This window comes from Pseudomonas sp. NPDC085632, assembly GCF_044541255.1.
Taxonomy (GTDB): Bacteria; Pseudomonadota; Gammaproteobacteria; order Pseudomonadales; family Pseudomonadaceae; genus Aquipseudomonas.
In genome coordinates, this window is record NZ_JBITSX010000044.1 from 11,887 (window position 1) to 35,945 (window position 24,059).

21 protein-coding genes are annotated in these 24,059 nt (G+C 60.2%); 8 read left to right on the forward strand and 13 right to left on the reverse strand.

Translation table 11 applies throughout. The features are described 5' to 3' along the window. Nucleotides 1-567 precede the first annotated feature (567 nt). Both gltP and ACIF4X_RS22600 read left to right on the forward strand, forming a co-directional pair. Nucleotides 568-1,899, forward strand: a complete 1,332-nt coding sequence (gene gltP, locus ACIF4X_RS22595; protein ID WP_397483798.1) for a glutamate/aspartate:proton symporter GltP — start codon at nt 568-570, stop codon at nt 1,897-1,899. A 214-nt stretch (nt 1,900-2,113) separates the two neighbouring features. Beyond that, complete coding sequence (locus tag ACIF4X_RS22600) at nt 2,114-3,343, forward strand: nucleoside recognition domain-containing protein (protein ID WP_397483799.1); 1,230 nt, start codon at nt 2,114-2,116, stop codon at nt 3,341-3,343. An 84-nt stretch (nt 3,344-3,427) separates the two neighbouring features. On the opposite strand, the gene ACIF4X_RS22605 is transcribed toward ACIF4X_RS22600, so the two are convergent. The 9 genes from ACIF4X_RS22605 to ACIF4X_RS22645 form a co-directional block, all read right to left on the reverse strand. Continuing rightward, nucleotides 3,428-4,051, reverse strand: a complete 624-nt coding sequence (locus ACIF4X_RS22605) for an ABC-type transport auxiliary lipoprotein family protein (protein ID WP_397483800.1) — start codon at nt 4,049-4,051, stop codon at nt 3,428-3,430. Next, the gene (locus ACIF4X_RS22610) at nt 4,048-4,986 is read right to left on the reverse strand and encodes an MlaD family protein (protein WP_016986431.1); all 939 of its coding nucleotides are present in this window, start codon (nt 4,984-4,986) and stop codon (nt 4,048-4,050) included. Before ACIF4X_RS22610 ends, ACIF4X_RS22605 begins: the two co-directional genes overlap by 4 nt. A 1-nt stretch (nt 4,987) precedes the next feature. Beyond that, nucleotides 4,988-5,791, reverse strand: a complete 804-nt coding sequence (locus ACIF4X_RS22615; protein WP_007911797.1) for an ABC transporter ATP-binding protein — start codon at nt 5,789-5,791, stop codon at nt 4,988-4,990. Continuing rightward, entirely contained in the window at nt 5,788-6,936 is a 1,149-nt protein-coding gene (locus ACIF4X_RS22620) for an ABC transporter permease (protein ID WP_034152225.1), read from the reverse strand. Before ACIF4X_RS22620 ends, ACIF4X_RS22615 begins: the two co-directional genes overlap by 4 nt. Nucleotides 6,937-6,990: 54 nt before the next feature. Continuing rightward, nucleotides 6,991-8,019, reverse strand: a complete 1,029-nt coding sequence (locus ACIF4X_RS22625; protein ID WP_397483801.1) for a DUF5924 family protein — start codon at nt 8,017-8,019, stop codon at nt 6,991-6,993. Between the two features lie 184 nt (nt 8,020-8,203). Further along, nucleotides 8,204-9,583 (reverse strand): M16 family metallopeptidase, encoded by a 1,380-nt coding sequence (locus ACIF4X_RS22630; RefSeq protein ID WP_397483802.1) that lies wholly within the window; start codon nt 9,581-9,583, stop codon nt 8,204-8,206. Nucleotides 9,584-9,751: 168 nt separating this feature from the next. After that, nucleotides 9,752-11,410: a Na/Pi cotransporter family protein gene (locus ACIF4X_RS22635; protein ID WP_397483803.1), complete on the reverse strand. Its 1,659-nt coding sequence runs from the start codon at nt 11,408-11,410 to the stop codon at nt 9,752-9,754. A 327-nt stretch (nt 11,411-11,737) separates the two neighbouring features. After that, nucleotides 11,738-12,505, reverse strand: a complete 768-nt coding sequence (locus tag ACIF4X_RS22640) for a TerC family protein (protein WP_034152222.1) — start codon at nt 12,503-12,505, stop codon at nt 11,738-11,740. Nucleotides 12,506-12,590: 85 nt separating this feature from the next. Continuing rightward, complete coding sequence (locus ACIF4X_RS22645) at nt 12,591-13,898, reverse strand: CitMHS family transporter (RefSeq protein ID WP_034152221.1); 1,308 nt, start codon at nt 13,896-13,898, stop codon at nt 12,591-12,593. Nucleotides 13,899-14,221: 323 nt separating this feature from the next. On the opposite strand from ACIF4X_RS22645, the gene ACIF4X_RS22650 reads away from it, so the two are divergent. After that, on the forward strand, nt 14,222-14,623 hold the full coding sequence (locus ACIF4X_RS22650; protein WP_397483804.1) for a GFA family protein: 402 nt from the start codon (nt 14,222-14,224) through the stop codon (nt 14,621-14,623). Here ACIF4X_RS22650 and ACIF4X_RS22655 read toward each other — a convergent pair whose 3' ends face one another. Next, complete coding sequence (locus ACIF4X_RS22655; protein ID WP_397483805.1) at nt 14,624-14,950, reverse strand: DOPA 4,5-dioxygenase family protein; 327 nt, start codon at nt 14,948-14,950, stop codon at nt 14,624-14,626. An 82-nt stretch (nt 14,951-15,032) separates the two neighbouring features. Here ACIF4X_RS22655 and ACIF4X_RS22660 point away from each other — a divergent pair, with 82 nt between their 5' ends. Then, nucleotides 15,033-15,695: an NAD(P)-dependent oxidoreductase gene (locus ACIF4X_RS22660; RefSeq protein ID WP_397483806.1), complete on the forward strand. Its 663-nt coding sequence runs from the start codon at nt 15,033-15,035 to the stop codon at nt 15,693-15,695. A gap of 4 nt (nt 15,696-15,699) precedes the next feature. Here ACIF4X_RS22660 and ACIF4X_RS22665 read toward each other — a convergent pair whose 3' ends face one another. Then, nucleotides 15,700-16,650 (reverse strand): choline sulfate utilization transcriptional regulator, encoded by a 951-nt coding sequence (locus ACIF4X_RS22665; RefSeq protein ID WP_397483807.1) that lies wholly within the window; start codon nt 16,648-16,650, stop codon nt 15,700-15,702. 114 nt (nt 16,651-16,764) lie between these two features. On the opposite strand from ACIF4X_RS22665, the gene betC reads away from it, so the two are divergent. The 3 genes from betC to ACIF4X_RS22680 all read left to right on the forward strand — a co-directional run bounded on the left by betC (nt 16,765) and on the right by ACIF4X_RS22680 (nt 21,038). Further along, nucleotides 16,765-18,279 (forward strand): choline-sulfatase, encoded by a 1,515-nt coding sequence (gene betC, locus ACIF4X_RS22670; protein ID WP_397483808.1) that lies wholly within the window; start codon nt 16,765-16,767, stop codon nt 18,277-18,279. A gap of 16 nt (nt 18,280-18,295) precedes the next feature. Next, on the forward strand, nt 18,296-19,216 hold the full coding sequence (gene choX, locus ACIF4X_RS22675) for a choline ABC transporter substrate-binding protein (protein ID WP_397483809.1): 921 nt from the start codon (nt 18,296-18,298) through the stop codon (nt 19,214-19,216). Nucleotides 19,217-19,469: 253 nt separating this feature from the next. Further along, the gene (locus ACIF4X_RS22680) at nt 19,470-21,038 is read left to right on the forward strand and encodes a SulP family inorganic anion transporter (RefSeq protein WP_397483810.1); all 1,569 of its coding nucleotides are present in this window, start codon (nt 19,470-19,472) and stop codon (nt 21,036-21,038) included. A 91-nt stretch (nt 21,039-21,129) separates the two neighbouring features. Here ACIF4X_RS22680 and aroE read toward each other — a convergent pair whose 3' ends face one another. Both aroE and hemF read right to left on the reverse strand, forming a co-directional pair. Beyond that, nucleotides 21,130-21,951, reverse strand: coding sequence for a shikimate dehydrogenase (gene aroE / locus ACIF4X_RS22685; protein ID WP_397483811.1), 822 nt, complete (start codon nt 21,949-21,951; stop codon nt 21,130-21,132). Nucleotides 21,952-21,960: 9 nt separating this feature from the next. Next, nucleotides 21,961-22,875 (reverse strand): oxygen-dependent coproporphyrinogen oxidase, encoded by a 915-nt coding sequence (gene hemF / locus ACIF4X_RS22690; RefSeq protein ID WP_397483812.1) that lies wholly within the window; start codon nt 22,873-22,875, stop codon nt 21,961-21,963. A gap of 149 nt (nt 22,876-23,024) precedes the next feature. Between hemF and ACIF4X_RS22695 the strand changes: the two genes are divergently transcribed. Further along, the gene (locus tag ACIF4X_RS22695; RefSeq protein ID WP_397483813.1) at nt 23,025-24,002 is read left to right on the forward strand and encodes an NADPH:quinone reductase; all 978 of its coding nucleotides are present in this window, start codon (nt 23,025-23,027) and stop codon (nt 24,000-24,002) included. Nucleotides 24,003-24,059: the final 57 nt, after the last annotated feature.

Consider the following 24,059-nt stretch of genomic DNA (forward strand, 5'->3'; position numbering starts at 1 on the left):
AGGGCCGGGTCAGGGTAAAAGCTGCGCCGCAGGTTCGCCGACCCACGGTGGCTCGACGGACTTGCGCTGGGCTTTCAAACACGCAAAACATTGATCCAGAGCGCCCAGCTCATCCTTTTTATCGCTGACACTGCGCGCAAAAACATTACGCGGTGTTTCCTGGCGACCGTATATCGACAAAGAGACCTGTTAAACAAGAGGACTTCTAGTCTTCGTGCGTAGGCTTTTTCCTAAATTTTTCGTCGATTTTTCTCGTTTAAAAAATAACCAACCTACGCTGTGATGGCCGGTTCACGGCACTTATGCCGGCCGAAATGTCACAATCGAACCGGTTGGGACGCCAGTTTCATTTAAAAAAGCTCATGCCGATTCGGCATAGGGTAGGCGTTTACGGCATTAGACGGCGCAACCTTGCATCGGAATAGTTGCGCCTTTTTTCGCCTGCCGAAGAGCCGTAATCACGCGCTTCGGGGCACCTTATACGGAGGCAGATGCACAGACTTTTCCGCTAAAGAGCGTTCCAGTTCCTGCATGTGCCTGAGTCAAACGCAAGTAAGGGTAAAGATAATGAAGAAGGCAAAAATTAGCCTCGCCTGGCAGATCCTCATCGGTCTGGTTTTGGGTATTGCAATTGGTGCGTTGCTCAACCATTTCAGTGCCGAGAAGGCCTGGTGGATCAGCAACGTCCTGCAACCGGCAGGCGATATCTTTATCCGTCTGATCAAGATGATCGTGATCCCGATCGTCATCTCTTCCCTGATTGTCGGCATTGCCGGCGTGGGCGACGCCAAGAAGCTTGGGCGTATCGGCCTGAAGACGATCATCTATTTTGAAATCGTCACCACCATCGCCATCGTCGTCGGCCTGCTGCTGGCCAACCTGTTCCATCCGGGTGCCGGCATCGACATGAGCACGCTGGGCACGGTGGACATCTCCAAGTACCAGGCGACCGCTGCCGAAGTACAGCATGAACACGCGTTCATCGAGACCATCCTCAACCTGATCCCGTCGAATATCTTCGCGGCCATGGCTCGCGGCGAAATGCTGCCGATCATCTTCTTCTCCGTGCTGTTCGGTCTCGGTCTGTCGAGCCTGCAGTCGGACCTGCGCGAGCCGCTGGTGAAGATGTTCCAGGGCGTCTCGGAAAGCATGTTCAAAGTCACCCACATGATCATGAACTATGCGCCGATCGGCGTATTCGCACTGATCGCGGTGACGGTGGCCAACTTCGGCTTCGCCTCGCTGGTGCCGCTGGCCAAACTGGTCATCCTGGTTTACTTCGCCATCGCCTTCTTCGCCTTCGTGGTGCTGGGCCTGATCGCCAAGATGTTCGGTTTCTCGGTGTTCAAGCTGATGCGCATCTTCAAGGATGAGCTGGTCCTGGCCTATTCCACCGCTTCGTCGGAAACCGTGCTGCCGCGCGTGATCGAGAAGATGGAAGCCTACGGCGCACCGAAAGCCATCTGCAGCTTCGTGGTACCGACCGGTTACTCGTTCAACCTCGACGGTTCGACCCTGTATCAGTCGATCGCGGCAATCTTCATTGCGCAGCTGTACGGCATCGACCTGTCGATCAGCCAGCAACTGCTGCTGGTCCTGACCCTGATGGTCACCTCCAAAGGCATCGCCGGTGTACCAGGTGTGTCCTTCGTGGTGCTGCTGGCCACTTTGGGCAGCGTTGGTATTCCGCTGGAAGGCCTGGCGTTCATCGCCGGTGTCGACCGCGTCATGGACATGGCCCGTACCGCACTGAACGTGATTGGTAACGCGCTGGCCGTACTGGTTATCTCGCGCTGGGAAGGCATGTACGACGACGCCAAAGGCGAGCGCTACTGGAACTCCCTGCCGCACTGGCGCAGCAAGGAAAAACTGCCAGCAGGCGAAATCTCGAAGAACTGACGCACCCCTGTAGGAGCTGCCGCAGGCTGCGATCTTTTGATTCTGTTTTTAAAGGCAAGATCAACAGATCGCAGCCTTCGGCAGCTCCTACAGGAGATTGAAGTCGCCCGGTAAATTGGGGGCGGCAGATCCAGACGAACCCCGGAGAAATCCGGGGTTTGTCGTTTCTGGCGACCCCGCTATCATTCGCGGCATTCTTCGGGGGATTTGACTGATGCTTAATGGCCTGTGGCTTGGCTTTTTCATCGTGGCAGCCGTGTCGGCGCTGGCGCAGTGGCTGATCGGCGGCAACGCCGGGATCTTTGCGGCGATGGTGGAAAGCATTTTCGCCATGGCCAAGCTCTCGGTCGAAGTCATGGTGCTGCTGTTCGGCACCCTCACGCTGTGGCTGGGCTTCCTGCGTATTGCCGAGAAAGCCGGGATCGTCGAATGGCTGGCCAAGGTCCTCGGCCCGCTGTTCCTGCGGCTGATGCCGGAAGTCCCGGCCGGTCACCCTGCCCTTGGCCTGATTACGCTGAACTTCGCTGCCAACGGTCTGGGCCTCGACAACGCCGCGACGCCGATCGGCCTGAAAGCCATGAAGGCGCTGCAGGAGCTCAACCCCAGTGCCACCATCGCCAGCAACGCGCAAATCCTCTTCCTGGTGCTCAACGCCTCCTCCCTGACCCTGCTGCCGGTGACAATCTTCATGTACCGCGCCCAGCAAGGCGCGCCGGACCCGACGCTGGTGTTCCTGCCAATTCTGCTGGCGACCAGTTGCTCGACGATTGTCGGCTTCCTCTCGGTGGCGTTCATGCAACGGCTGCGGATCTGGGATCCGGTGGTGTTGGCCTATCTGATTCCCGGCGCGTTGCTCCTCGGTGGATTCATGGCATTGCTGGGTACGCTTTCGGCAACGGCTTTGGCTGGATTGTCGTCGATCCTCGGAAATCTCACGCTGTTCGGGTTGATCATGCTGTTCTTGCTGATCGGCGCGCTAAAGAAGGTCAAGGTCTATGAGGCGTTCGTTGAAGGCGCCAAAGAGGGCTTCGATGTCGCGAAAAATCTGCTGCCGTATTTGGTCGCGATGCTTTGTGCGGTCGGCGTACTGCGTGCCTCCGGAGCGCTGGACTTCGGGCTCGACGGCATTCGCCATCTGGTCGAGTGGGCCGGTTGGGACACGCGCTTTGTCGATGCGCTGCCGACAGCGATGGTCAAACCGTTCTCCGGCAGCGCGGCGCGGGCGATGTTGATCGAGACGATGCAGACCTCGGGCGTCGACAGCTTCCCGGCGCTGGTCGCGGCGACGGTGCAGGGCAGTACCGAGACGACGTTCTATGTGCTGGCGGTGTACTTCGGCGCGGTGGGGATTCAGCGGGCGCGGCACGCTGTTGGCTGTGCGTTGCTGGCGGAGTTTGCTGGTGTGGTTGGCGCGATCACCGTCTGCTACTGGTTCTTTGGTTGAAGCAAAAGATCGCAGCCTTCGGCAGCTCCTACAGGGTTATGCATACCTCTGTAGGAGCTGCCGAAGGCTGCGATCTTGGCGATTTCAGGGTTTAACCGGAGCCAAATGCTGGCCTTGATCGACGGCCCAGGCCACGACTTTGGCGGTCAGGCGATCACTGGCCTGACCAAACCCGGCCACCACCGCCGGCACCTGCACATCACTCAGTGGCTGACGCTCCTCAAAGCGCCGACTGGCCAGAATCCGCTGGTCATAACCGCGCACGAGCAACGCATCGACCCGCACCACAACGCTGGCCTGCGTGCCCTGATACTCGGTCTGAAACGCCTGCAAACTCCCACCCAGTTCCAGATCCGCAGCAAAGTTGCTGTCATCGGTACTGAGCAACGTCACCCGGCCATCGCGCTGAAAGCCGTCCAACAGACGATTACGCACCAGCACTGGCGCCGGGTCGCTCCAGCGCGAGCCTTTGTAGCTGCTGATCACATCACCCTGCGGAATCACCGCAATCGTCGGCCGGTTCAACGCTTCACTGGCCTGCAACTTGTTCAGTCGCAACGACCAGGACTGAGTCGCCGCCGAACTGGCCGAGGCGGGCGCCTGAGCAGTCGGCAGACGGTAGACATCAGACGGCTCGGACTTGGGCAGAATCGAGCAGGCGCTGATCAGTGTGAAGCCGGCGAGGAGGGCAAGTCGAGTCAGCTTCATGGCGTGAATTCCTTGTTCTTGTCACGGCCCAGCAAGTAGCCGCTGGGGTTGGCCTCAAGGCGTTGCGAGATGGCCCGCAGCGAGGTCAGCGTCTCACGCAGCTCACGGATCGCCGGGGCCAGGCCATTGAGGCCCTGCATGCCGTTATCGAGGGAGTTTTCATTTTTGCTGAGCAAGGTGCTGATGGTGGTGGTGCTTTGCTCCAGCGACTTCATCGCTTGCTCGGCGCTGCCCAGCGCCTGTTTACCCTGATCGTTGATCAAGCCGTTGGCATTGCGCATCAGCAGCGACGTCTGTTCGAGCATGCTGCCGGCCTGTTTGCCGACGGTCGCCAGTTGCTGCATGGCCTGTTTGATGTCGCCGCGCTGATCGTTGATGGTGCCAGTGGTTTGCTCCAGATGGGCGAGGGTCTTGCTGACGCGCTCGACGTTCTCGGCAGAGAACATCTGATTGGCGTTCTGCAGCAGCGCGGTGATCCCGGTCATCAAATCGTTGGAGTCATTGAGCAAGCGCGAAATAGGCGAGGGCGATGCAACGATGGTCGGCAGATTACCGTCATGCCCACGCAGTTTCGGGCTCTCGGGCGTACCGCCGCTGAGCTGGATAATCGACGTCCCCGTGATCCCGGCCAGCGCCAGTTTGGCCTGGGTGTCTTCCTTCACCGGCGTATCACCGGCCAGACGAATCCGCGCCAGCACCCGCCGTGGATCTTTTGGGTCAAGGCGCAGGTTGATCACATCGCCAACCTTGATCCCGCTGTACTGCACCGGGCTGCCCTTGGACAGACCGCTGACCGCTTCGCTGAAGACAATCTCGTAGTCCTTGAACTCGGTATCGACACTGGACTTGGCCAGGAACAGACCGAAGAGCAGTGCGCCTGCCACCACAATCACGGTGAACAGACCGATCAACACATGATGCGCTCGGGTTTCCATGTCAGACCTCGTTGAGCAATTTGGCGGCGTCCAGCGCCGAGCGGCCGCGCGGGCCGTGGAAGTATTCGTGAATCCACGCGTCGTCGGTTTCCGAGACGACGTCGATGGGTCCTGCGACCAGCACTTTCTTCTGCGCCAGCACCGCCACGCGGTCGGTGATGGTGTAGAGCGTGTCGAGGTCGTGGGTTACCAGAAACACGCTGAGGCCGAGCGCATCGCGCAGGGTCAGGATCAATTGATCGAACTGCGCTGCGCCAATTGGATCGAGGCCGGCAGTGGGTTCATCGAGAAACAGAATGTCCGGATCCAGCGCCAAAGCCCGCGCCAGCGCGGCACGTTTGATCATGCCGCCAGAGAGCGACGCCGGGTATTTGTCAGCCGCCGACAGCGGCAACCCGGCCAGCGCCAGCTTCACCGCCGCCAGGTGCTCGGCGTCGTTGCGGCTGAGGCCGGCGTGTTCGATGAGGGGCAGAGCGACGTTCTCGGTGACCGTCAGCGAGGAGAACAGCGCGCCTTTCTGGAACAGCACGCCAAAACGCCGCTCGACCAGCGAGCGCTCATGCTCGGACAGGCTCGGCAGGTTCTTGCCGAACACTTTGACCATGCCTTCGCTGGGCCGGCGCAACCCGACAATGCTGCGCAACAGCACCGATTTGCCACTGCCGGAGCCGCCGACCACGGCGAGGATTTCGCCTTTGTACAAATCCAGGTCGAGGTTCTCGTGCACGCTCTGGCTGCCGAAGCGATTGCACAGGCCACGGACTTCGATCACCGCCTCCGAGGGCGCGCGGGGTAGACGACTCACCAGCCCATCTCCATGAAGAACAGCGCGGCGACCGCGTCGAGCACGATCACCACGAAAATCGATTGCACCACGGCAGACGTGGTGTGCGCGCCGACCGATTCGGCGCTGCCGCTGACCTTGAAGCCTTCCAGGCAACCAATCGCGGCGATGATGAAGGCGAAGATCGGCGCCTTCACCAAGCCGACCAGAAAGTGCTGAACGCCGATGTCCGACTGCAACAGCGTCAAAAACATCGCCGGCGAGATATCCAGCGACACCGCACAGACCACGCCGCCACCGATGATCCCGCAGAGCATGGCGAGAAACGTCAACATCGGCAGCGCCACCAGCATCGCCAGCACGCGCGGCACCACCAACAGCTCCATCGGGTCGAGGCCGAGGGTGCGGATCGCGTCGATTTCTTCGTTGGCCTTCATCGAGCCGATTTGCGCGGTGAAGGCACTCGCGGTGCGGCCGGCCATCAGGATCGCCGTGAGCAGTACACCGAATTCACGCAGAAACGAGAAGCCCACCAGGTCCACGGTAAAAATCGTCGCGCCGAAACTGGCCAGTACCGTCGCGCCGAGAAACGCCACCACCGCGCCGACCAGAAAGGTCAGCAGCGCCACGATCGGCGCGGCGTCGAGGCCGGTCTGTTCGATGTGCGCGATCATCGGCGTAATGCGCCAGCGCTTGGGCCGGAACAGGCTGCGAGCGATGGTTTCCATGATCAGGCCGACGAAGCCGAGCAATTGCAGGGTGTCTTGCCAAACGGTGTCGACGGCGCGGCCGATGCGCGTGAGCAATTGCACGCTGACGCTGATTTCCGGTTCCTTGATCGGCACGCAGAAGTCGGTCATCGAGCAATACACGGTTTGCAGCAGCGCGCGGTCGGCGGAGGTCAGGGTGCAATCGGGGTGTTCGGCGGATTTGCCGAGGCGCTCGGAACCCAGCAGTTCGACCAGCAACGACGCGCCGGCCGTGTCGAGGGCTCCGAGGCTATTCAGATCAATCGGGGTGTTGGCATCGTACTGGCCGTGGAGCTTTTCGCTCAGTTGCTTGAGCTCGGCGTAATGGGCAAGCGTCCAGTCCCCCGTAACCCGCAGGCGAGCAGGGGTTATCGACGTGTCCAGTTGGGCATTACCGCTGATCGAGCTGCTGGTCATAAGCTCCGTGCTATTCGGCTAAATACGCTGGCATACGTAATAGCACGAACCGGATTACTTTTCTTTGATCGCTGTGCTGTCTGTGATTTCGAAACGCAGCACGCCGATCACCTGACCATCCTCGGTCAGCACCCGCACCTGCCACTTGCCCGCCGGGTTGCCGGGGAAATTCTGTTTGTGCGTCCACGCGCGGTAGCCTTCCTTGCGCCCGCCGTGGATGTCGAGGGCGATGCGGTCGACCTCTTTGCCGTTGAATTGCCAGACGTGGTAAATCCGCTCATCCAGCCCGCGTGGCGCGTTGATCGCAGTGTAGGCGTAGAGCCCGCCGTTGCGGATCTGCTCGGCGCTGACTTCATCGAGGCTGTCACCGGGGGTGCGATCCTGCAGTTGCGTGCTGATCGCCACGTCGGTCATCCACAGTGTCGCCGGCGGTACCCACGACCGCAGTGCCCAACCGACACCGCCAATGCCGACGGTGATGCACAGAATCGCCAGGGCATTACGCACCGTGCGGATCGGGAAGATCGACGCCAGGCTCGGGAACGACAACAGCACGGCAATCCCCAGCGCCCACTTGAAGCTCTGCGCCGTGGTCAGGTGCATGATCACCGGCAACGCGGTGAGCAGGGCGGCGAACAGGGTCAGGGTGTGCAGCGCGAGAAACGCCCAGCGCCGTGGCGCCAGCCATTTGTAATAGAGCGGATCGACGATCGAGATCAGCGCCGCGACGCTGAGCAGGCCGGTGAAGAACAACTGGCCGCTGTTCCACGTCGTGGTGATGAAGAAGAACGGCAGGACGAAAAACAGGCTTTCCTGATGGATCATCTGCGTTGCATAGCGCAGCAGCGGCTGGGGAATCTCGCGTTTGAACACGCGGGTGAAGAGGCCGGTGAGGGTGTTTTCCAGCATCAGCCAGATCCAGCTGAGCAGCATGATCACGGTGATCCAGCTCGCCAGACCCTGCTGACGGTCGACCATGATGAAACTGCCGACCCCGGAGATGAAACCGCCAAGGGCAATGACCCCGGGATAGCGCTTCATCAGTTCGAGAATGCGCTGGATCAGGAGCTGTATTTTCGGCATTTGGGCGGTTCACAACTGAATAGGAAAAACCTCGACAGAGTAGCGCCCGCTGGGCGCTGTGGCGAGGCTGCCGGTCACTTATTCGGTGCATTTCAGGACCTCAAAAGATCGCAGCCTTCGGCAGCTCCTACATTTGGAACGCAATCCCCTGTATGAGCTGCCGCAGGCTGCGATCTTTTGATCTTCAAACCCGCTTGCGGTGCACACGCCAGCCGATCAGGACCAACAACACCAGGCCCAACCCACCTGCACTCAACCACAACACCTGATCATCACTGAGCAACGGCTTCTCGATCCGCAGATACCCCGGCTGCAACAGCAACTCGCGCATGGCCTTGTTCGCGGCTTCCAGGGTCACGCCTTGCAGCTCCCGCGCCGGGTTGGCGAAACGGCCGTCCTCGTAATCGCCGAGGGCGCTCCAGTAATAATCCGCCATCGCACTGTTGCCTTGCACCGCCCAGGCCTGATGGGCTATGGCCGCCTGCTTGATTCGCGCGAACGTGCCAGGATCGAGACCGTTTTTCAGCAGGTCAGCCTTGAGGTCTTCCAGCACTTGTATGGCTTCGTCGACATCGTCGCGATCCAGATCGGCATTCAGGCTCATGAAACCGACACCGCCAAACACTTCACGCTCGGCCCAAGGTCCATACGACAAGCCGTGATTGAGGCGAATCTGTCGGTACAGCGCCCAGTCGAGGTAATCCTTGAGAATGTCGAAGGTCTGATCGTATTGATCATCGATCACCGGTTCCGGCACCAGCCAGTGCAGCTTGGCACTGTCGCCGATAAAGCCACGGGTGAGGGTGCGCTCATGGGCAGCGCTGGTGCTGATGTCCGGCAGTGCACGGTGCTCGCTCGGCTCAACCGCTTCGAGCGCGCCCCAAGTGCGCTCCAGATAAGCCGGCAGCAGTTTGTCGAGTTCACCGACGACGATCAGCGTCATGTTGTTCGGTGCGTACCAGGCCTTGCGCACCTTCTCCAGTTGTTCCTGAGTCAGGTGACCGACCTCGGCGCGTTGCGGGCATTTCAGGCCCAGCTCGACAGCGAGTTGATTGCTCGCAGTGTGGCCGAGATCCTGGCGGTCGAGAAAGCGTTGCAGACGCGTGTAATGGCCGCCGTCCTCGCGCTCGACCACACGTTTGGCCGCATTGATCGCGTTGTCGTCGATGCGCGTTTGCGTCAGCAGGTCGAGCAACAGGTCGAGCACTTTGCGCTGATTTTTCGCTGGGGCCTCGATGACGAACGTGGTGTCGGCATTGCTGGTGAACGCGTTCCAGTCGCCGCCCAGCGCTTGCATGCGCTCTTCCAGCCCCCCTTCGCCAGTGGCATCGATACCGCTGAACAACAAGTGTTCAAGCAGGTGCGGCAGCTCTTTCTCATCGCAATCGAAATCATCGAGGCCGACGCCGACCACCAGCCGGATCGCCACATGCCCACGCTCGGTGCCGGGTTTGAGCAGCAACTGCAAGCCGTTGGGCAGCGCATAGCCTTCGACCTGAAAACGATCCAGGGCAAAGGCGGGCAGAGAACCGAGCAACAGACAGGCGAACAACAGGCAACGCATAACAGGCTTCCATACGGCTGATTTGGAGATCCGTGTCGTCAGTCAGGGACCCATCGCGAGCAGGCTCACTCCTACATTTGGAATGCGTCCCCCTGTAGGAGTGAGCCTGCTCGCGATAGCGGCCTGAAGGCTGAATCAATGTAACTGACTAAACCCAGCTCCAGTCGTTCAAGGCGAATGCGTAATGTCGGCCATATCATCCGACTCCAGCGCCCCGGTATCCGCCGTTTCCAGCACCACATACGCACTGCCGCAAAACAGCGAATTGAGCCGCTTCATGTCGGCAATCAACTCCAGGTGCAGCGAACTGGTCTCGATACTCTGCACGATCTTGCGTTGCAAACGGCTGACATGCGCGTGGGCCAATCGGCGTTCCTGCGCGCGAAAGCGGCGCTTCTCGCGCAACAACTGCCGGGCACTTTCGCGGTCACCACTGAGGAACACCGAAAGGCCCAGGCGCAGGTTAGAGATCAATTGCTGCTGCAATCCCGCCAGATCCTCCAAACCTTCCTCGGAAAACGAGCGGCGCTGCGAGGTCTTCTGCTGCTGGATCTTGCGCAGCATGCGTTCGATCAGGTCGGCAGCCAGTTTGAGGTTGATCGCCAGCTCGATGATCTCCGCCCAGCGCCGACTGTCCTGCTCGCCGAGGTCTTCGCGGGGCATCTGCGCCAGGTACAGCTTGATCGCGCTGTACAGTGATTCGATGTCGTCGGTCAGCCGGCGTATTTCCTGAGTGACGGCAGTCTGCTTGCCGCGCAGCACATCGAGGGTGGCGTCGAGCATGTTCTCCAGCAGATCACCCATGCGCAGGGTTTCCCGCGCGGCGTTGGCCAGCGCCAGACTCGGCGTGACCAGTGCCGTCGCGTCGAGGTGACGCGGCTTGGCCGTACCGTTGACCTCCGGGCGTTCCGGCAGCAACCACGCGCAGAGTCGCGCCATCGGGCCGACGCTCGGCAGCAGAATCAGGCAACGCGCGGTGTTGTAGAGGAGGTGGAAGCCGATGACCATTTCCTGCGGGCTGAAATCGAGGCTGTCGATCCAGTGCACCAGCGGGTCGAGCACCGGGATGATCAGCAACAGGCCGATCAGTTTGTACAACAGGCTACCCAGCGCCACTTGCCGGCCGGCGGCGTTCTGCATGCTGGTGCTCATGAACGCCAGCACGCCGCTGCCGATGTTGGCGCCGATCACCAGACCGATCGCCACCGGCAGACTGATCACACTGGCGCCGGCGAGGGTCGCAGTGAGCAGCACGGCGGCGAGGCTGGAATAGGAAATCATCGCGAACAAGGCGCCAACCAAGGCGTCGAGGAGGATGTCGCCGGTCAGCGAGGCGAAAATCACCTTTACGCCTTGAGCGTGGGTGATTGGCGCAGCAGCCTCAACGATCAATTGCAGCGCGAGAATGATCAGCCCGAGACCGATGGACACCCGGCCCATCTGCCCAAGCCGCGTCTGTTTGCGCGACAGAAAGAAAATCACCCCGAGGAAAATCAGCAGCGGCGACAGCCACGACAGGTCGAACGTCAGCACCCGCGCCATCAGCGCGGTACCGACGTCGGCGCCGAGCATGGTCGCCAGCGCCGGGGTCAGCGCCATCAACCCCTGGCCGACAAATGAAGTGACAAGCATGGCCGTGGCATTGCTGCTCTGCACCATCGCGGTCACGACGATGCCGGCGACAAAGGCGAGCCAGCGCTTGGACATGTTCTGGCCAATCACATGGCGCAGGTTGGTGCCGTACACCCGCAGGATGCCGGTTCGGACGATGTGCGTGCCCCAGATCAGCAGGGCGACGGCGGAAAGCAGATTGAGCAGGGTGAGCATGCAGACCCCCTGTAATAGCAGTGCCTCAGAGAGGCAAGTTGACGGTACCGCGCGGTTTCTACGTTTTTGATACTTAAGCTGTAGTTGGCTAACGGACTGGGCGCCAGCATTGCACAGCTAAAGTGTGGATTGAAACAAAAGTGTCATGAAAATGGGTTCATTCACCCACCCGAATCCGACATGGTTCTGTTTGTTGCCCAAAACAAATGTGGGAGCGAGCTTGCTCGCGAAAGCGGTGGGCCAGCCAACATTTCTGTCGACTGACACGAAGCCTTCGCGAGCAAGCTCGCTCCCACAGGGGGTATTGCGTGCGTCTGGACTACCGGGTTACTGGCCCGGGATGTCCTTGCGCAGTTTCACCGGGTCTTGCTGCTGTTTTTTCTTGGCCATCGCGCCGCGCAACTTGATGTTGATCGCCTCTACCGCCAGCGAGAACGCCATGGCGAAGTAGACGTAGCCCTTCGGCACATGCACGTCGAACGACTCGGCAATCAGCACGGTACCGACCACCAGCAGGAACGACAGCGCCAGCATCTTCAGCGACGGGTGCTTGTCGATGAACTCGCTGATCTTGCCTGACGCCAGCATCATCACCAGCACCGCCACGACAATCGCCGCGACCATCACCGGCACGTGGGACACCATGCCCACGGCAGTGATCACCGAGTCCAGCGAGAAGACGATGTCGATGATCGCGATCTGGATGATGGTGTAGAGGAAGTTGCCGCCCTTGCCGCCGGGGGTATCGTCGCTCTCGTCTTCGCCTTCCAGCGCGTGGTACATCTCTTGCGAGCTCTTCCACAGCAGGAACAGGCCACCGAAGAACAGGATCAGGTCGCGACCGGAAATGCCCTGGCCGAACACTTCGAACAGGTCGGCGGTGAGGCGCATGACCCAGGTGATCGACAGCAGCAACAGGATGCGGGTGATCATGGCCAGGCCAAGACCGAAGATCCGGGTGCGCTGCTGCATGTGTTTGGGCATGCGGCTGACCAGGATCGAAATCATGATGATGTTATCGATGCCGAGGACGATTTCCAGGGCGGTCAGGGTGAAGAAGGCAACCCAGATTTCGGGGTTGGTCAGCCATTCCATGTGTATTCCTTTGAGCGATTGTTAAACCGAAAAAGGTCCGGGCTTCAAACCGCGAAGCCAGGACCCGAAACGGTGAGTCTTGGGCTTATAGAGTGCTGAACACCGGGAAAGTCCCCAACAGCAGTGCAGCAATCAGGATGCAGATACACACCAGGATCGCCCATTTCAGGGTGAAACGCTGGTGATCACCGAAATCAATACCGGCCAGGGCCACCAACAAGTAGGTCGACGGCACCAACGGGCTCAGCAAGTGGACGGGCTGACCGACGATCGAGGCACGGGCCATTTCCACTGCAGTGATCCCGTAGTGGCTGGCGGCTTCGGCCAACACCGGCAACACGCCATAGTAGAACGCATCGTTGGACATGAAGAAGGTGAACGGCATGCTCACCAGCGCCGTGATCACGGCCAGGTACGGGCCGAGGAAATCCGGAATCACTGCCAACAGGCTCTTCGACATCGCATCGACCATGCCGGTGCCGCTCAGGATACCGGTGAAGATACCCGCCGCAAAGATCAGCCCGACCACTGCCAGCACGCTACCGGCGTGAGCCGCGACGCGATCCTTCTGCATCTGCAGGCAAGGGTAGTTGACGATCATGGCGATACTGAACGCGACCATGAACAGCACCGGCAATGGCAGCAGGCCGGCGATCAGGGTGCACATCAGGCCGAAGGTCAACGCGCCGTTGAACCAGATCAACTTCGGACGACGCGCATCCGGGAATTGCGAGACGCTGATTTCGCTGTGGTCGATCTCGTCACCGGCCAGGTGCAGTTCACCGAGACGCGCACGCTCACGTTTACCGTAGAAGTAGGCAATCAGCAGAATCGCAACGACACCGGCAGCCATGGCCGGGATCATCGGCACAAAAATGTCCGACGGGTCGACATGCAACGCACTCGCGGCACGGGCCGTCGGGCCGCCCCACGGCGTCATGTTCATCACGCCGCCGGCGAGAATGATCAGGCCGGCCATGATTCGCGGGCTCATGCCGATGCGGCTGTACAGCGGCAGCATGGCGGCCACGCAGATCATGTAAGTGGTCGCGCCGTCACCATCGAGGGAAACGACGAGCGCCAGTACGGCGGTGCCGACCGAAACCTTCAGCGGGTCGCCCTTGACCAGTTTGAGGATCTTGCGCACGGCCGGGTCGAACAGGCCGGAGTCGATCATCAAGGCGAAATAGAGAATGGCGAACATCAGCATCACGCCAGTTGGCGCGAGCTTGGTGATGCCTTCGAGCATCATCGGACCGATCTTCGGCGCGAAACCACCGAACAGGGCGAAGACAATCGGGATGATGATCAGCGCGATCAGCGCGGACAGGCGCTTGGTCATGATCAGGAACATGAACGTGATGACCATGGCGAAGCCAAGGAAAGTCAGCATGGGAATACTCCAGGCGTAGCGCGGCTAGTTGAGTGAGCGGATCGGGTCGGATCAGCGCAGAACGGGAAGCACGAGACGTACGGGCGGAGTCAGAGCGAGGAGGCGGGCTACAGAGGACATCAGAATCACCATTGTTGTTGTTAATTGGGCCGTTCGTGCGAGGTATCACACGCATTGGCCAACCGGTCTGTTGCCGGAAGTGGAGGCGATCCTAATCGCGGAAGCTTTCAGCTACCTTTCGCTGAAGAAAGCTTTGGGTGAACGGTCAACCGGCCGTCGGATGCGAACCAGAGTCAATGAACACGGGAAAGAGGGCTTTGACCATGAGCGAAATGCAAAGAGGCGGCTGCCATTGCGGACACATTCGTTATCAGTTCAGCGGGGCGTTGCAGGACATCGCCCATTGCCATTGCTCGATTTGCCGAAAGGTCAGCGGCGGGATTGTCACGACGTGGATCACCCTCCCGGCAGCAGATTTCCAATGGCTGGCAGGCACGCCATCGCGTTATGACTCGTCGCAGAGTTGCGCGCGGTACTTCTGTCCGCAGTGCGGCGCGCAACTGGCGTTGGTGACATTGCTCAGTCCCGACAGTATCGACGTGACCATTGCCACACTGGATCACCCGGAACTGGCGCCGGCCGAACGGCATATCTGGACCGACAACCAATTGCCCTGGCTGCATCTGGACGAGCATCTGCCAGGCGAGGCAGAAGAAACGATTTGATCAAAAAATAGACAGATCCAGCGTTCGGATCCCGCCCATCCAGATCGCGTGCTCCGTATGATCGAGCAAGTCATCGCCAGTGTCCGGGTGCAAAAACACCACCAAGCCTTTGCGGTTCAGCGCCAGCCATGGCAGCACATCAGTAATCAACTCGGGGCCGAAGGCCAATTGGCAACTCCAGTCCGGATGCGGCCCGACCGGGCGCTCGTGAACGCGGCCCATCTTCAACGGAAACAGTTGCGCGGCCTGCTCGCACAAGGCGCGCGCCTGCTCGATGGTCTTGGCGTCGAAATAGACATGGGCGTGATAACCCTTGATCGCTTGCATCGGAAAGCCTCTGAATCGGTTCGAACCCTCGGCGTTGCCCGTATGTCACACGCAATACAAGGGATAAGAAAAGGGATCAGCCATGAAAAATGCCGAAACCCCGGCGGTAAAAGTGGTGCTCTATGGTGCCATGAGTAGCCTGGGCAGCGCGTTGATGGCTGAATTGCTGCGTCGTCAGCACGAAGTCATCGCCATTCTCGACGATTTGACCGCACTGGCGCCGCGTCCAGGGTTGCGCACCAAAACGGGCGATTTGTTCGACTCGGAACGGGTCAACCAGAGTGTGGCCGGCAGTTCGGTGGTCATCTGTTTGTTGGATGCGCCGGGGTTGCCGTTCAGTAGCGATCACGTTGAACGGTCCGTTGTGCTGGGACCGGTCGAACAGGTACTGGCCGTCGACGCATTGGTCGATGGGCTGCAAGCGGCCAATGTGTCGCGGTTGTTTCTGGTGGGAGATTTTGCCGTCCTTGATGAGTCGGATGTCGACGATCACCTGCAACGTCATGCTGCCGAAGAAATTCGCGAAGCCGTGCAAAGCAGCCCGCTGCACTGGACGCTTGTCAATGCGCCCCATGGCGTGGCCGGGCTGACCATTGAGCATTTCAGCCAAGTCGGCGGCAATCTGGAGCCAGGTCTGGCTGAACCGCTGGAGCGCTTGAATCGCGTGGCGGTGGGCATTGCTGATGAGCTGCGGTTGAATTTGCATGTGGGCCAGCATGTGAGTTTTGTGGCGGCCAGCGAATAGGCGGCTATACGGCGATGGAAGGCAACGCGAGTCCATTGAGGGATTTTGCGCTGCTCGCCTGTTCCGCCATCAGCCAATCGACAAACTGTTGAATCAACGCACTCCGCCGTTTGCGTTGCGGCAGCACTACGTAATAACCAAGGCGCGACAGGGTCGTTTCGGCAATGGGTCGGCACAGCAACCCCTGACTCAGCAAGTTATCCACAAGGTGCCGCCAGCCAATCGCCACGCCTTGGCCGCCTATCGCCGCTTGGATCAACAGCGTGTAATTGTCGAAGCGCAGTTGCCCCGGCGCTGGTGGCGTGGTGATGCCCAACTCGCGGAACAGACCACTCCAGTCAAACCAGTTGCTGCTGTTTTCCCCGCGCAGATGCAGCAATGGAAACTCCAGCAACGCCTGAGCCGGCAAGGGCAGGGCGCGCTCCTTGAGCAATTGTGGACTGCACACCGGGAACACTTCTTCACTAAACAACCAATGACTTTCGCCCTGCTTGAAACGCCCGTCGCCAAACAGGATCGCCACGTCGATATCGGTACGCAGCATGTTGTGGTTGCGTTCACTGGTCACCAGGCTGACGTCGACCTGCGGATTGGCCTCATGAAAACGATGCAGACGAGGCATCAGCCAATAAGCAGCGAAGGCAAAATCGGTGGCAACTTGCAGAACCTCATGTTGCTGTTGTGCGCTGATCGCGCTCAATCCAGCGTCGATATTCTGCAAACCTAGCGTAACTTGCTCGAACAGGATCGCGCCAACCTCGGTCAATTCAATCCCACGATAGATGCGATCAAATAGCCGCGTGCCAAGCTGGTCTTCCAGCCGTTTGATCTGCTGACTGATCGCTGGTTGCGTGGTGCCCAGTTCAACCGCTGCCGCGGTAAAACTGCGCTGGCGAGCGGCCGCCTCAAAGGCGCGCAACAGGTCGAGGGACAGATCACCCAAGGCTTCATACATAAGCTGTGCTTATCCTAGTCATTGCCCGGCGCGGGCTTTACCCGACAGAGCATGGACTCCATGCTCGATCGCAGCAAAGTCGCATAAATATTCACTATGGAATGCCGCGATCACATGAAGCGCAAGAATATTCTTTTTATCATGGCCGATCAGATGGCCGCGCCAATGTTGCCTTTCTACGGCCCTTCGCCGATCAAACTGCCGAATCTTTCCCGCCTCGCCGCCCAAGGCGTGGTGTTCGACGCCGCTTACTGCAACAGCCCGTTGTGCGCGCCGTCGCGGTTTACCCTGGTCAGCGGCCAGTTGCCGAGCAAGATCGGCGCCTATGACAACGCTGCCGACTTCCCTGCCGATGTTCCCACCTACGCTCACTACCTGCGCCGCCTCGGCTACCGCACCGCACTGTCCGGCAAGATGCACTTCTGCGGCCCGGATCAATTGCACGGCTATGAAGAGCGTCTGACCAGCGATATCTACCCGGCCGATTACGGTTGGGCGGTGAACTGGGACGAGCCGGACGTGCGTCCGACCTGGTATCACAATATGTCTTCGGTGCTGCAGGCCGGTCCGTGTGTGCGCACCAACCAGCTCGATTTCGACGAAGAGGTGGTGTTCAAGGCGCAGCAATACCTGTTCGATCACATTCGCGAGGATGGCGACCAGCCATTCTGCCTGACCGTATCGATGACTCACCCACACGATCCGTACACCATTCCCAAGGCGTTCTGGGATTTGTACGACGATGCCGATATCCCGCTTCCGACAACCCCGGATCAACACGAACTCGATCCGCACTCGCAGCGCCTGCTCAAGGTTTACGACCTGTGGGATAAGCCACTGCCTGTGGATAAGATTCGCGATGCGCGCCGTGCGTACTTCGGTGCATGCAGCTATATCGACGCCAACGTCGGCAAACTTCTGCAAACCCTCGAAGAAACCGGACTGATCGACGACACCATTATTGTCTTCTCCGGTGACCACGGCGACATGCTCGGCGAAAAGGGTCTCTGGTACAAAATGCATTGGTACGAAATGGCGGCCCGCGTGCCCCTGTTGATAAGTGCTCCAGGCCAATTCACTGCCGGGCGCGTCAGCGCTGCTGTATCGACCGCTGACCTATTGCCAACCTTTGTTGAACTGGCTGGCGGCATCCTGGAGCCGGGCCTGCCTCTGGATGGCCGGTCTCTGGTGTCGCATCTGCAAGGGCAGGGTGGTCATGACGAGGTGTTCGGCGAATACATGGCCGAAGGCACCGTCAGCCCATTAATGATGATCCGTCGCGGCGCCTACAAATTTATCTACAGTGAAAGCGACCCTTGCCTACTCTTCGACGTAGACAACGATCCGCGTGAACGGGAAGAACTCAGCCATTCGCCGCAGCATCGCCCGCTATTCGACGATTTTCTCGCCGAAGCGCGAGCCAAGTGGGACATTCCGGCCATCCACCGCGACGTCCTCGCCAGCCAGCGCCGCCGCCGTTTTGTTGCCGACGCACTGACCATCGGCAAGCTGAAGAGCTGGGATCACCAGCCACTGGTGGACGCCAGTCAGCAGTACATGCGCAACCACATCGACCTCGATGATCTGGAGCGCAAAGCCCGTTATCCACAACCCTGCCAAAACCAATAATGTTAAGGGGAAGTCCATGCGTAAGTTATCCACAGCAGTGACCGTCGGCCTGCTCGCGCTGAGCAGCGCTTCGGCGTTCGCCGAGCAAAGTTGCGACACGGTGAAGATGGCCGACCCGGGCTGGAGCGACATCGCCGCGACCAATGCGATCACCGGGTTTCTGCTGGACGGCATGGGCTATAAGGCCAAGGTCGACACCCTCGCGGTGCCGATTACTTTTGGCGGGTTGAAGGATGGCCAGGTGGATGTCTTCCTCGGTAACTGGATGCCGGCGCAGCAGGGCTTCTACGACAAGTTCGTCGCCACCGGCGATGTCACGCAGCTGGCGAAGAACCTCGACGGCACTGAGTTCACCCTCGCCGTCCCTGACTATGTGTGGGACGCGGGTGTGCATAACTTTGCCGACCTGAACAAATACGCCGACAAGTTCGACAAGAAGATCTACGGCATCGGCTCCGGCGCGCCAGCGAATATCTCGCTGCAGGAGATCATCAAGAAGAACGACTTCGACATGGGCCAGTGGAAGCTGATCGAGTCCAGCGAACAGGCGATGCTGGCGGAAGTGTCGCGGGCGGTGAAGAAACAGAAATTCGTCACCTTCCTCGGCTGGACGCCGCATCCGATGAACGTGCAGTTGAAGATGCATTACCTGAAGGGTGGCGAGAAGTACTTTGGCGACACCGGCAGCGTGTTTACGCTGACGCGCAAGGGTTACGCCGAGGCGTGTCCGAATGTGGGTAAATTGCTGACTAATCTTTCGTTCACGCAGGAGATGGAGAACAGCATCATGGCTGAGGTGGTGAACAAGAAGGTCACTAATGCCGAGGCGTCGAAGGCGTGGATCAAGGCGAATCCGGCGGTATTGGATAAGTGGCTCGATGGCGTGAAGACCGTAGATGGCAAGGATGCGTTGCCAGCGGTGAAAGCGAAGCTTTGATCGTGGGGTTGCTGGATTTGTGCTCGGCTTGAGATTTTTGCCCCCTCACCCCAGCCCTCTCCCCCCGGGGGCGAGGGGGAAAGGGAGCCGATCTTTATGCTGTTCAGAACCTGAGTTCGACTGGATATCTCAGGTCGGCGTACCTCCCTCATTGACCACGGTCAGTTCCCTCTCCCTCCGGGAGAGGGCTAGGGTGAGGGCCCTTTCCCTGACACCCTGATAACCTTGAATAAAACCCCAACCGCGAGGACCCATGGCCTTCCCCAGCCGCCACTCTCTCTTCCCCTTCCTCACCTGGCTACCGCGGCAAACCCGCGCCAGCGTCGGACGGGATCTGATCGTCGGCCTCAGCGGTGCGATTCTCGCCTTACCCCAATCGATTGCCTACGCGCTGATCGCCGGGCTCCCACCTGAATATGGCCTCTACGCTGCGATCATCCCGGTGTTGATCGCCTGCTTGTGGGGGTCATCGTGGCATCTGATCTGCGGCCCGACGGCGGCGATTTCGATTGTGCTGTACGCCAGCGTCAGTCCCTTGGCCGTGCCAGCCTCGCAGGACTACATCACCCTGATCTTGTTGCTGACCTTTCTTGCCGGGATTTTCCAATGGCTGCTCGGCCTGCTGCGTTTCGGTGCGCTGGTGAACTTCGTTTCGCATTCGGTGGTGCTGGGGTTCACCCTCGGCGCGGCGGTGGTGATAGCCATCGGGCAATTGCCGAATCTGCTGGGCCTGGAATTGCCGGCCAAAGCCACGGCGCTGGCGAGTCTGATGGATTTGCTGCAACACCTAAGGGCTGTGGATAAACCTTCGCTGGTGCTCGGCGTGGCCACGGTGGTGGTCGGCATCGTCCTGAAACAATTGCTGCCGCGCTGGCCGACGCTATTGATAACCCTCGTATTGGCCAGTCTGCTGGTATGGCGGTGGCCGGCGATGTTCGGCCACGTGCATCTGGTCAGCGCGTTTATCGGACGGTTGCCGCCGTTCAGTGCGTTGCCGCTGGATCTGGATTTGATCCTGCGCCTGCTGCCGAGCGCCGTGGCGGTGGGCATGCTCGGGCTGGTCACCAGTCTTTCGATCGCACGCTCGATTTCCGCACGTTCGCAGCAATTGCTCGATGCCAATCAGGAAGTCCGCGCGCAGGGTCTGTCGAATATCGTCGGCGCGTTTTTTTCCGGATCATTGTCGGCAGGCTCGTTTACTCGCTCGGGACTGAGTTATGAGGCGGGCGCCTGCTCGCCGCTGGCCGGGATTTTTTCGGCGATCTGGGTGGCGTTGTTTGCGATTTTCGGCGCCGGGCTGATTGCGCACATACCGATCCCGGCGATGGCCGGGAGCATTCTGCTGATCGCTTGGGGCTTGGTGGATCATCGCGGCATTCGCTCATTGCTGCGAGTCAGTCGGGCCGAGTTCGTGGTCATGGCCCTGACGTGTCTGGCAACGTTGCTGCTGGAGTTGCAGACGGCGATTTATGCCGGCGTGCTGGCCTCGCTGTTCTTCTACCTCAAGCGCACCTCGCAACCGCGTGTGCAGCATTGGCGCGATGGTGAGGACGATGTGTTGCGCGTCGGTGGTTCGATCTTTTTCGGTGCCAGCCATTACCTTCAGGTGCGCCTGCAACGGATGCACGGCGCGCGGGTGGTGATCGAGGCGCAGCAGATCAACTTCATCGATTATTCGGGCGTGGAGATGCTGCATCAGGAGGCGCGGCGGTTGTTGCGCCAGAATCGCAGTTTGACCTTGCGCCGAGCGCGGCCGCAGGTGGTGGAGGAGTTGCGCAAGCTTGAAGGGCCGGAGAAATGTCCGATCCGGTTTGAGGATTGATCTGAAACCGGTGTCGACTTCAATCGCTGGCAAGCCAGCTCCCACAGGGATTTAGGTGATCCTTGTGGGAGCTGGCTTGCCAGCGATGCTTTTAAAGGGCCAGTAGGCGGCGCAGTTCGGCCAGTACTGGCGCCGTGTCGGGACGCACACCGCGCCACAAAAAGAACGCCTCAGCCGCTTGCTCCGCCAGCATCCCCAAGCCATCCATCGACACCGTCGCGCCGTGCTCACTGGCCCAACGGCAGAACGCCGTCGGCTCTTTGCCGTACATCATGTCGTAGCACAGGGTCTTGCCCGGTTCGATCAAGCTAGGCGCAATCGGCGGCACATCGCCGGTCAGGCTGGCCGATGTGGCGTTGATGATCACGTCCACCGGCTCGCGCAACCAGTCGAAACCACTGGCCGACACCGGTCCCAGATCGCAGAACAACTCCGCCAGCAACTCAGCCTTGTCCACCGTGCGATTGGCGATGATCACCGACGCGGGCTTTTCCGCCAGCAACGGCTCCAACGCCCCACGCACCGCGCCACCGGCACCGAGCAGCAGGATGCGTTTGCCGGTCAGGCTGAAGCCGGCATTCACCGACAGATCACGCACCAGTCCGGCGCCGTCGGTGTTGTCACCGAGCAGCGAGCCGTTCGCCAGTTTGCTCAAGGTATTCACCGCACCGGCCCTTTGTGCGCGGGCGGTCAGGCTGTTGGCCAGACGATAAGCGTCTTCCTTGAACGGCACAGTAACGTTGGCACCGCGACCTTCCTGGAAAAACGCCGTGGCGCAGCCAGCGAAATCATCAAGCGGCGCCAGCAGGGTGCTGTAGTCGAGGCTCTGACCAGTCTGCTCGGCGAACAGTTGGTGAATCATCGGCGATTTGCTGTGGCCGATCGGGTTACCGAAAACGACGTAACGATCCATCAGAAATCCTCAGTTCTGGGCCAGCCAGTCGCGATCTTGCAAAAAGTACTCGGTCAGGCGTGCTTCTTCGCTGCCAGGCGCAGCCTTCCAGTCATAGCCCCAGCGCACTTGCGGTGGCAGCGACATCAGGATCGATTCGGTTCGCCCGCCCGATTGCAGGCCGAACAGCGTGCCACGGTCGTAAACCAGGTTGAACTCGACGTAACGGCCACGGCGGAATTCCTGGAACTCACGCTGCTGAGCGGTGAACGCATCGTTTTTGCGCCGCTGCACAATCGGCAGATACGCATCGATGTAGGCGTCGCCGATTGCGCGCATGAAAGCGAAGCTGGTGTCGAAGTCCCACTCGTTCAAGTCATCGAAAAACAGGCCGCCGATGCCGCGCGGCTCGTGGCGATGCTTGATGTGGAAGTAGGTGTCGCACCAGGCCTTGTAGCGCGGATAAACGTCCGACCCGAATGGCGCGCAGGCCTGCTCGGCAACGCGGTGCCAGTGGATGCAGTCTTCTTCATTGCCGTAGTACGGGGTCAGGTCGAAGCCGCCGCCGAACCACCAGACCGGCTCTTCACCTTCCTTCTCGGCAATGAAAAAGCGCACGTTGGCGTGAGACGTCGGCACATGCGGGTTGTGCGGGTGGATCACCAGCGACACGCCAAGCGCTTCGAAACCGCGACCGGCCAATTCCGGGCGATGGGCGCTGGCTGAAGGCGGCAGGCCGCTACCAAAGACGTGGGAAAAGTTGACGCCGCCCTTTTCGATCAGCGTGCCGTTCTCGATCACGCGGGTGCGACCGCCACCGCCGGCGGGCCGGGTCCAGGCGTCTTCGACGAAGCGCGTGCCGCCGTCCTCGGTTTCGAGAGCCGCGCAGATGCGGTCTTGCAGGTCGAGCAGATAGGCCTTTACGGCGTCGGTGCGGGTCGTCATGGCTTCACCTTGAATCGGGCGGCGCCCCGCAGGCGGGCGCCGCAAATGGGCGCGTAGCATACCACCGCAGACTGGCGCGCCGCAGTTGACGAAGATCAAGCATGGGAGTTGGATAGGGGGCTCACAAAAGACCCAAGGAGAGCAGGCAAATGGCAAAGCGTATCCAGTTCCGCGCCCACGGCGGCCCCGAAGTGCTCGAATATGTTGACTACGAACCCGCCGCGCCCGGCCCGACGCAGGTGCGCGTGGCCAACAAGGCCATCGGCCTGAACTTCATCGATACCTATTTCCGCAGCGGCCTGTATGCGCCGCCAGCCTTGCCGTCCGGCCTGGGCGCTGAAGGTGCCGGCATCGTCGATGCCGTGGGCAGCAACGTCACCCGCTTCAAGGTCGGTGATCGCGTCGCCTATGGCAGCGGCCCGTTGGGCGCTTACAGCGAATTGCACGTGCTGCCCCAAGACAATCTGGTGCACCTGCCCGACGAAATCAGTTTCGAAACGGCTGCCGGGGTCATGCTCAAAGGCCTGACCGTGCAATACCTGCTGCGCCAGACCTATGAGCTCAAGGGTGGCGAAACCATTCTGTTCCACGCAGCGGCCGGGGGCGTCGGTTCGCTGGCCTGCCAATGGGCCAAGGCATTGGGCGTGAAGCTGATCGGCACCGTCAGTTCCAAAGAGAAAGCCGAACTGGCCAAGGCGAATGGTGCGTGGGCGACGATCGATTACAGCCACGAAAACGTCGCCCAGCGCGTGCTGGAATTGACCGATGGCAAGAAAGTCCCGGTGGTCTATGACGGCGTCGGCAAGGACACCTGGCTGACTTCGCTCGACAGCGTGTCGCCGCGTGGGCTGGTGGTGAGCTTCGGTAATGCCTCCGGTGCGGTGGACGGTGTGAATCTGGGGATTCTCTCCGCCAAAGGTTCGCTGTATGTGACCCGACCTACGCTGGCGACCTACGCCAACAACGCCGAGAACCTGCAGCGGATGGCCGATGAATTGTTCGAGATGATCATCAGCGGCAAGTTGAAGGTGGATATCAGCCAGCGTTATCCACTGGCTGATGCGGCGAAGGCGCAAACCGAACTGTCAGCGCGACGCACCACCGGCTCCACCGTTCTGCTGCCCTGATACCTCCCGGCATCCGGCCAGTCAGGGTTTCACAGCCATGACTGGCAGGACGCTTCT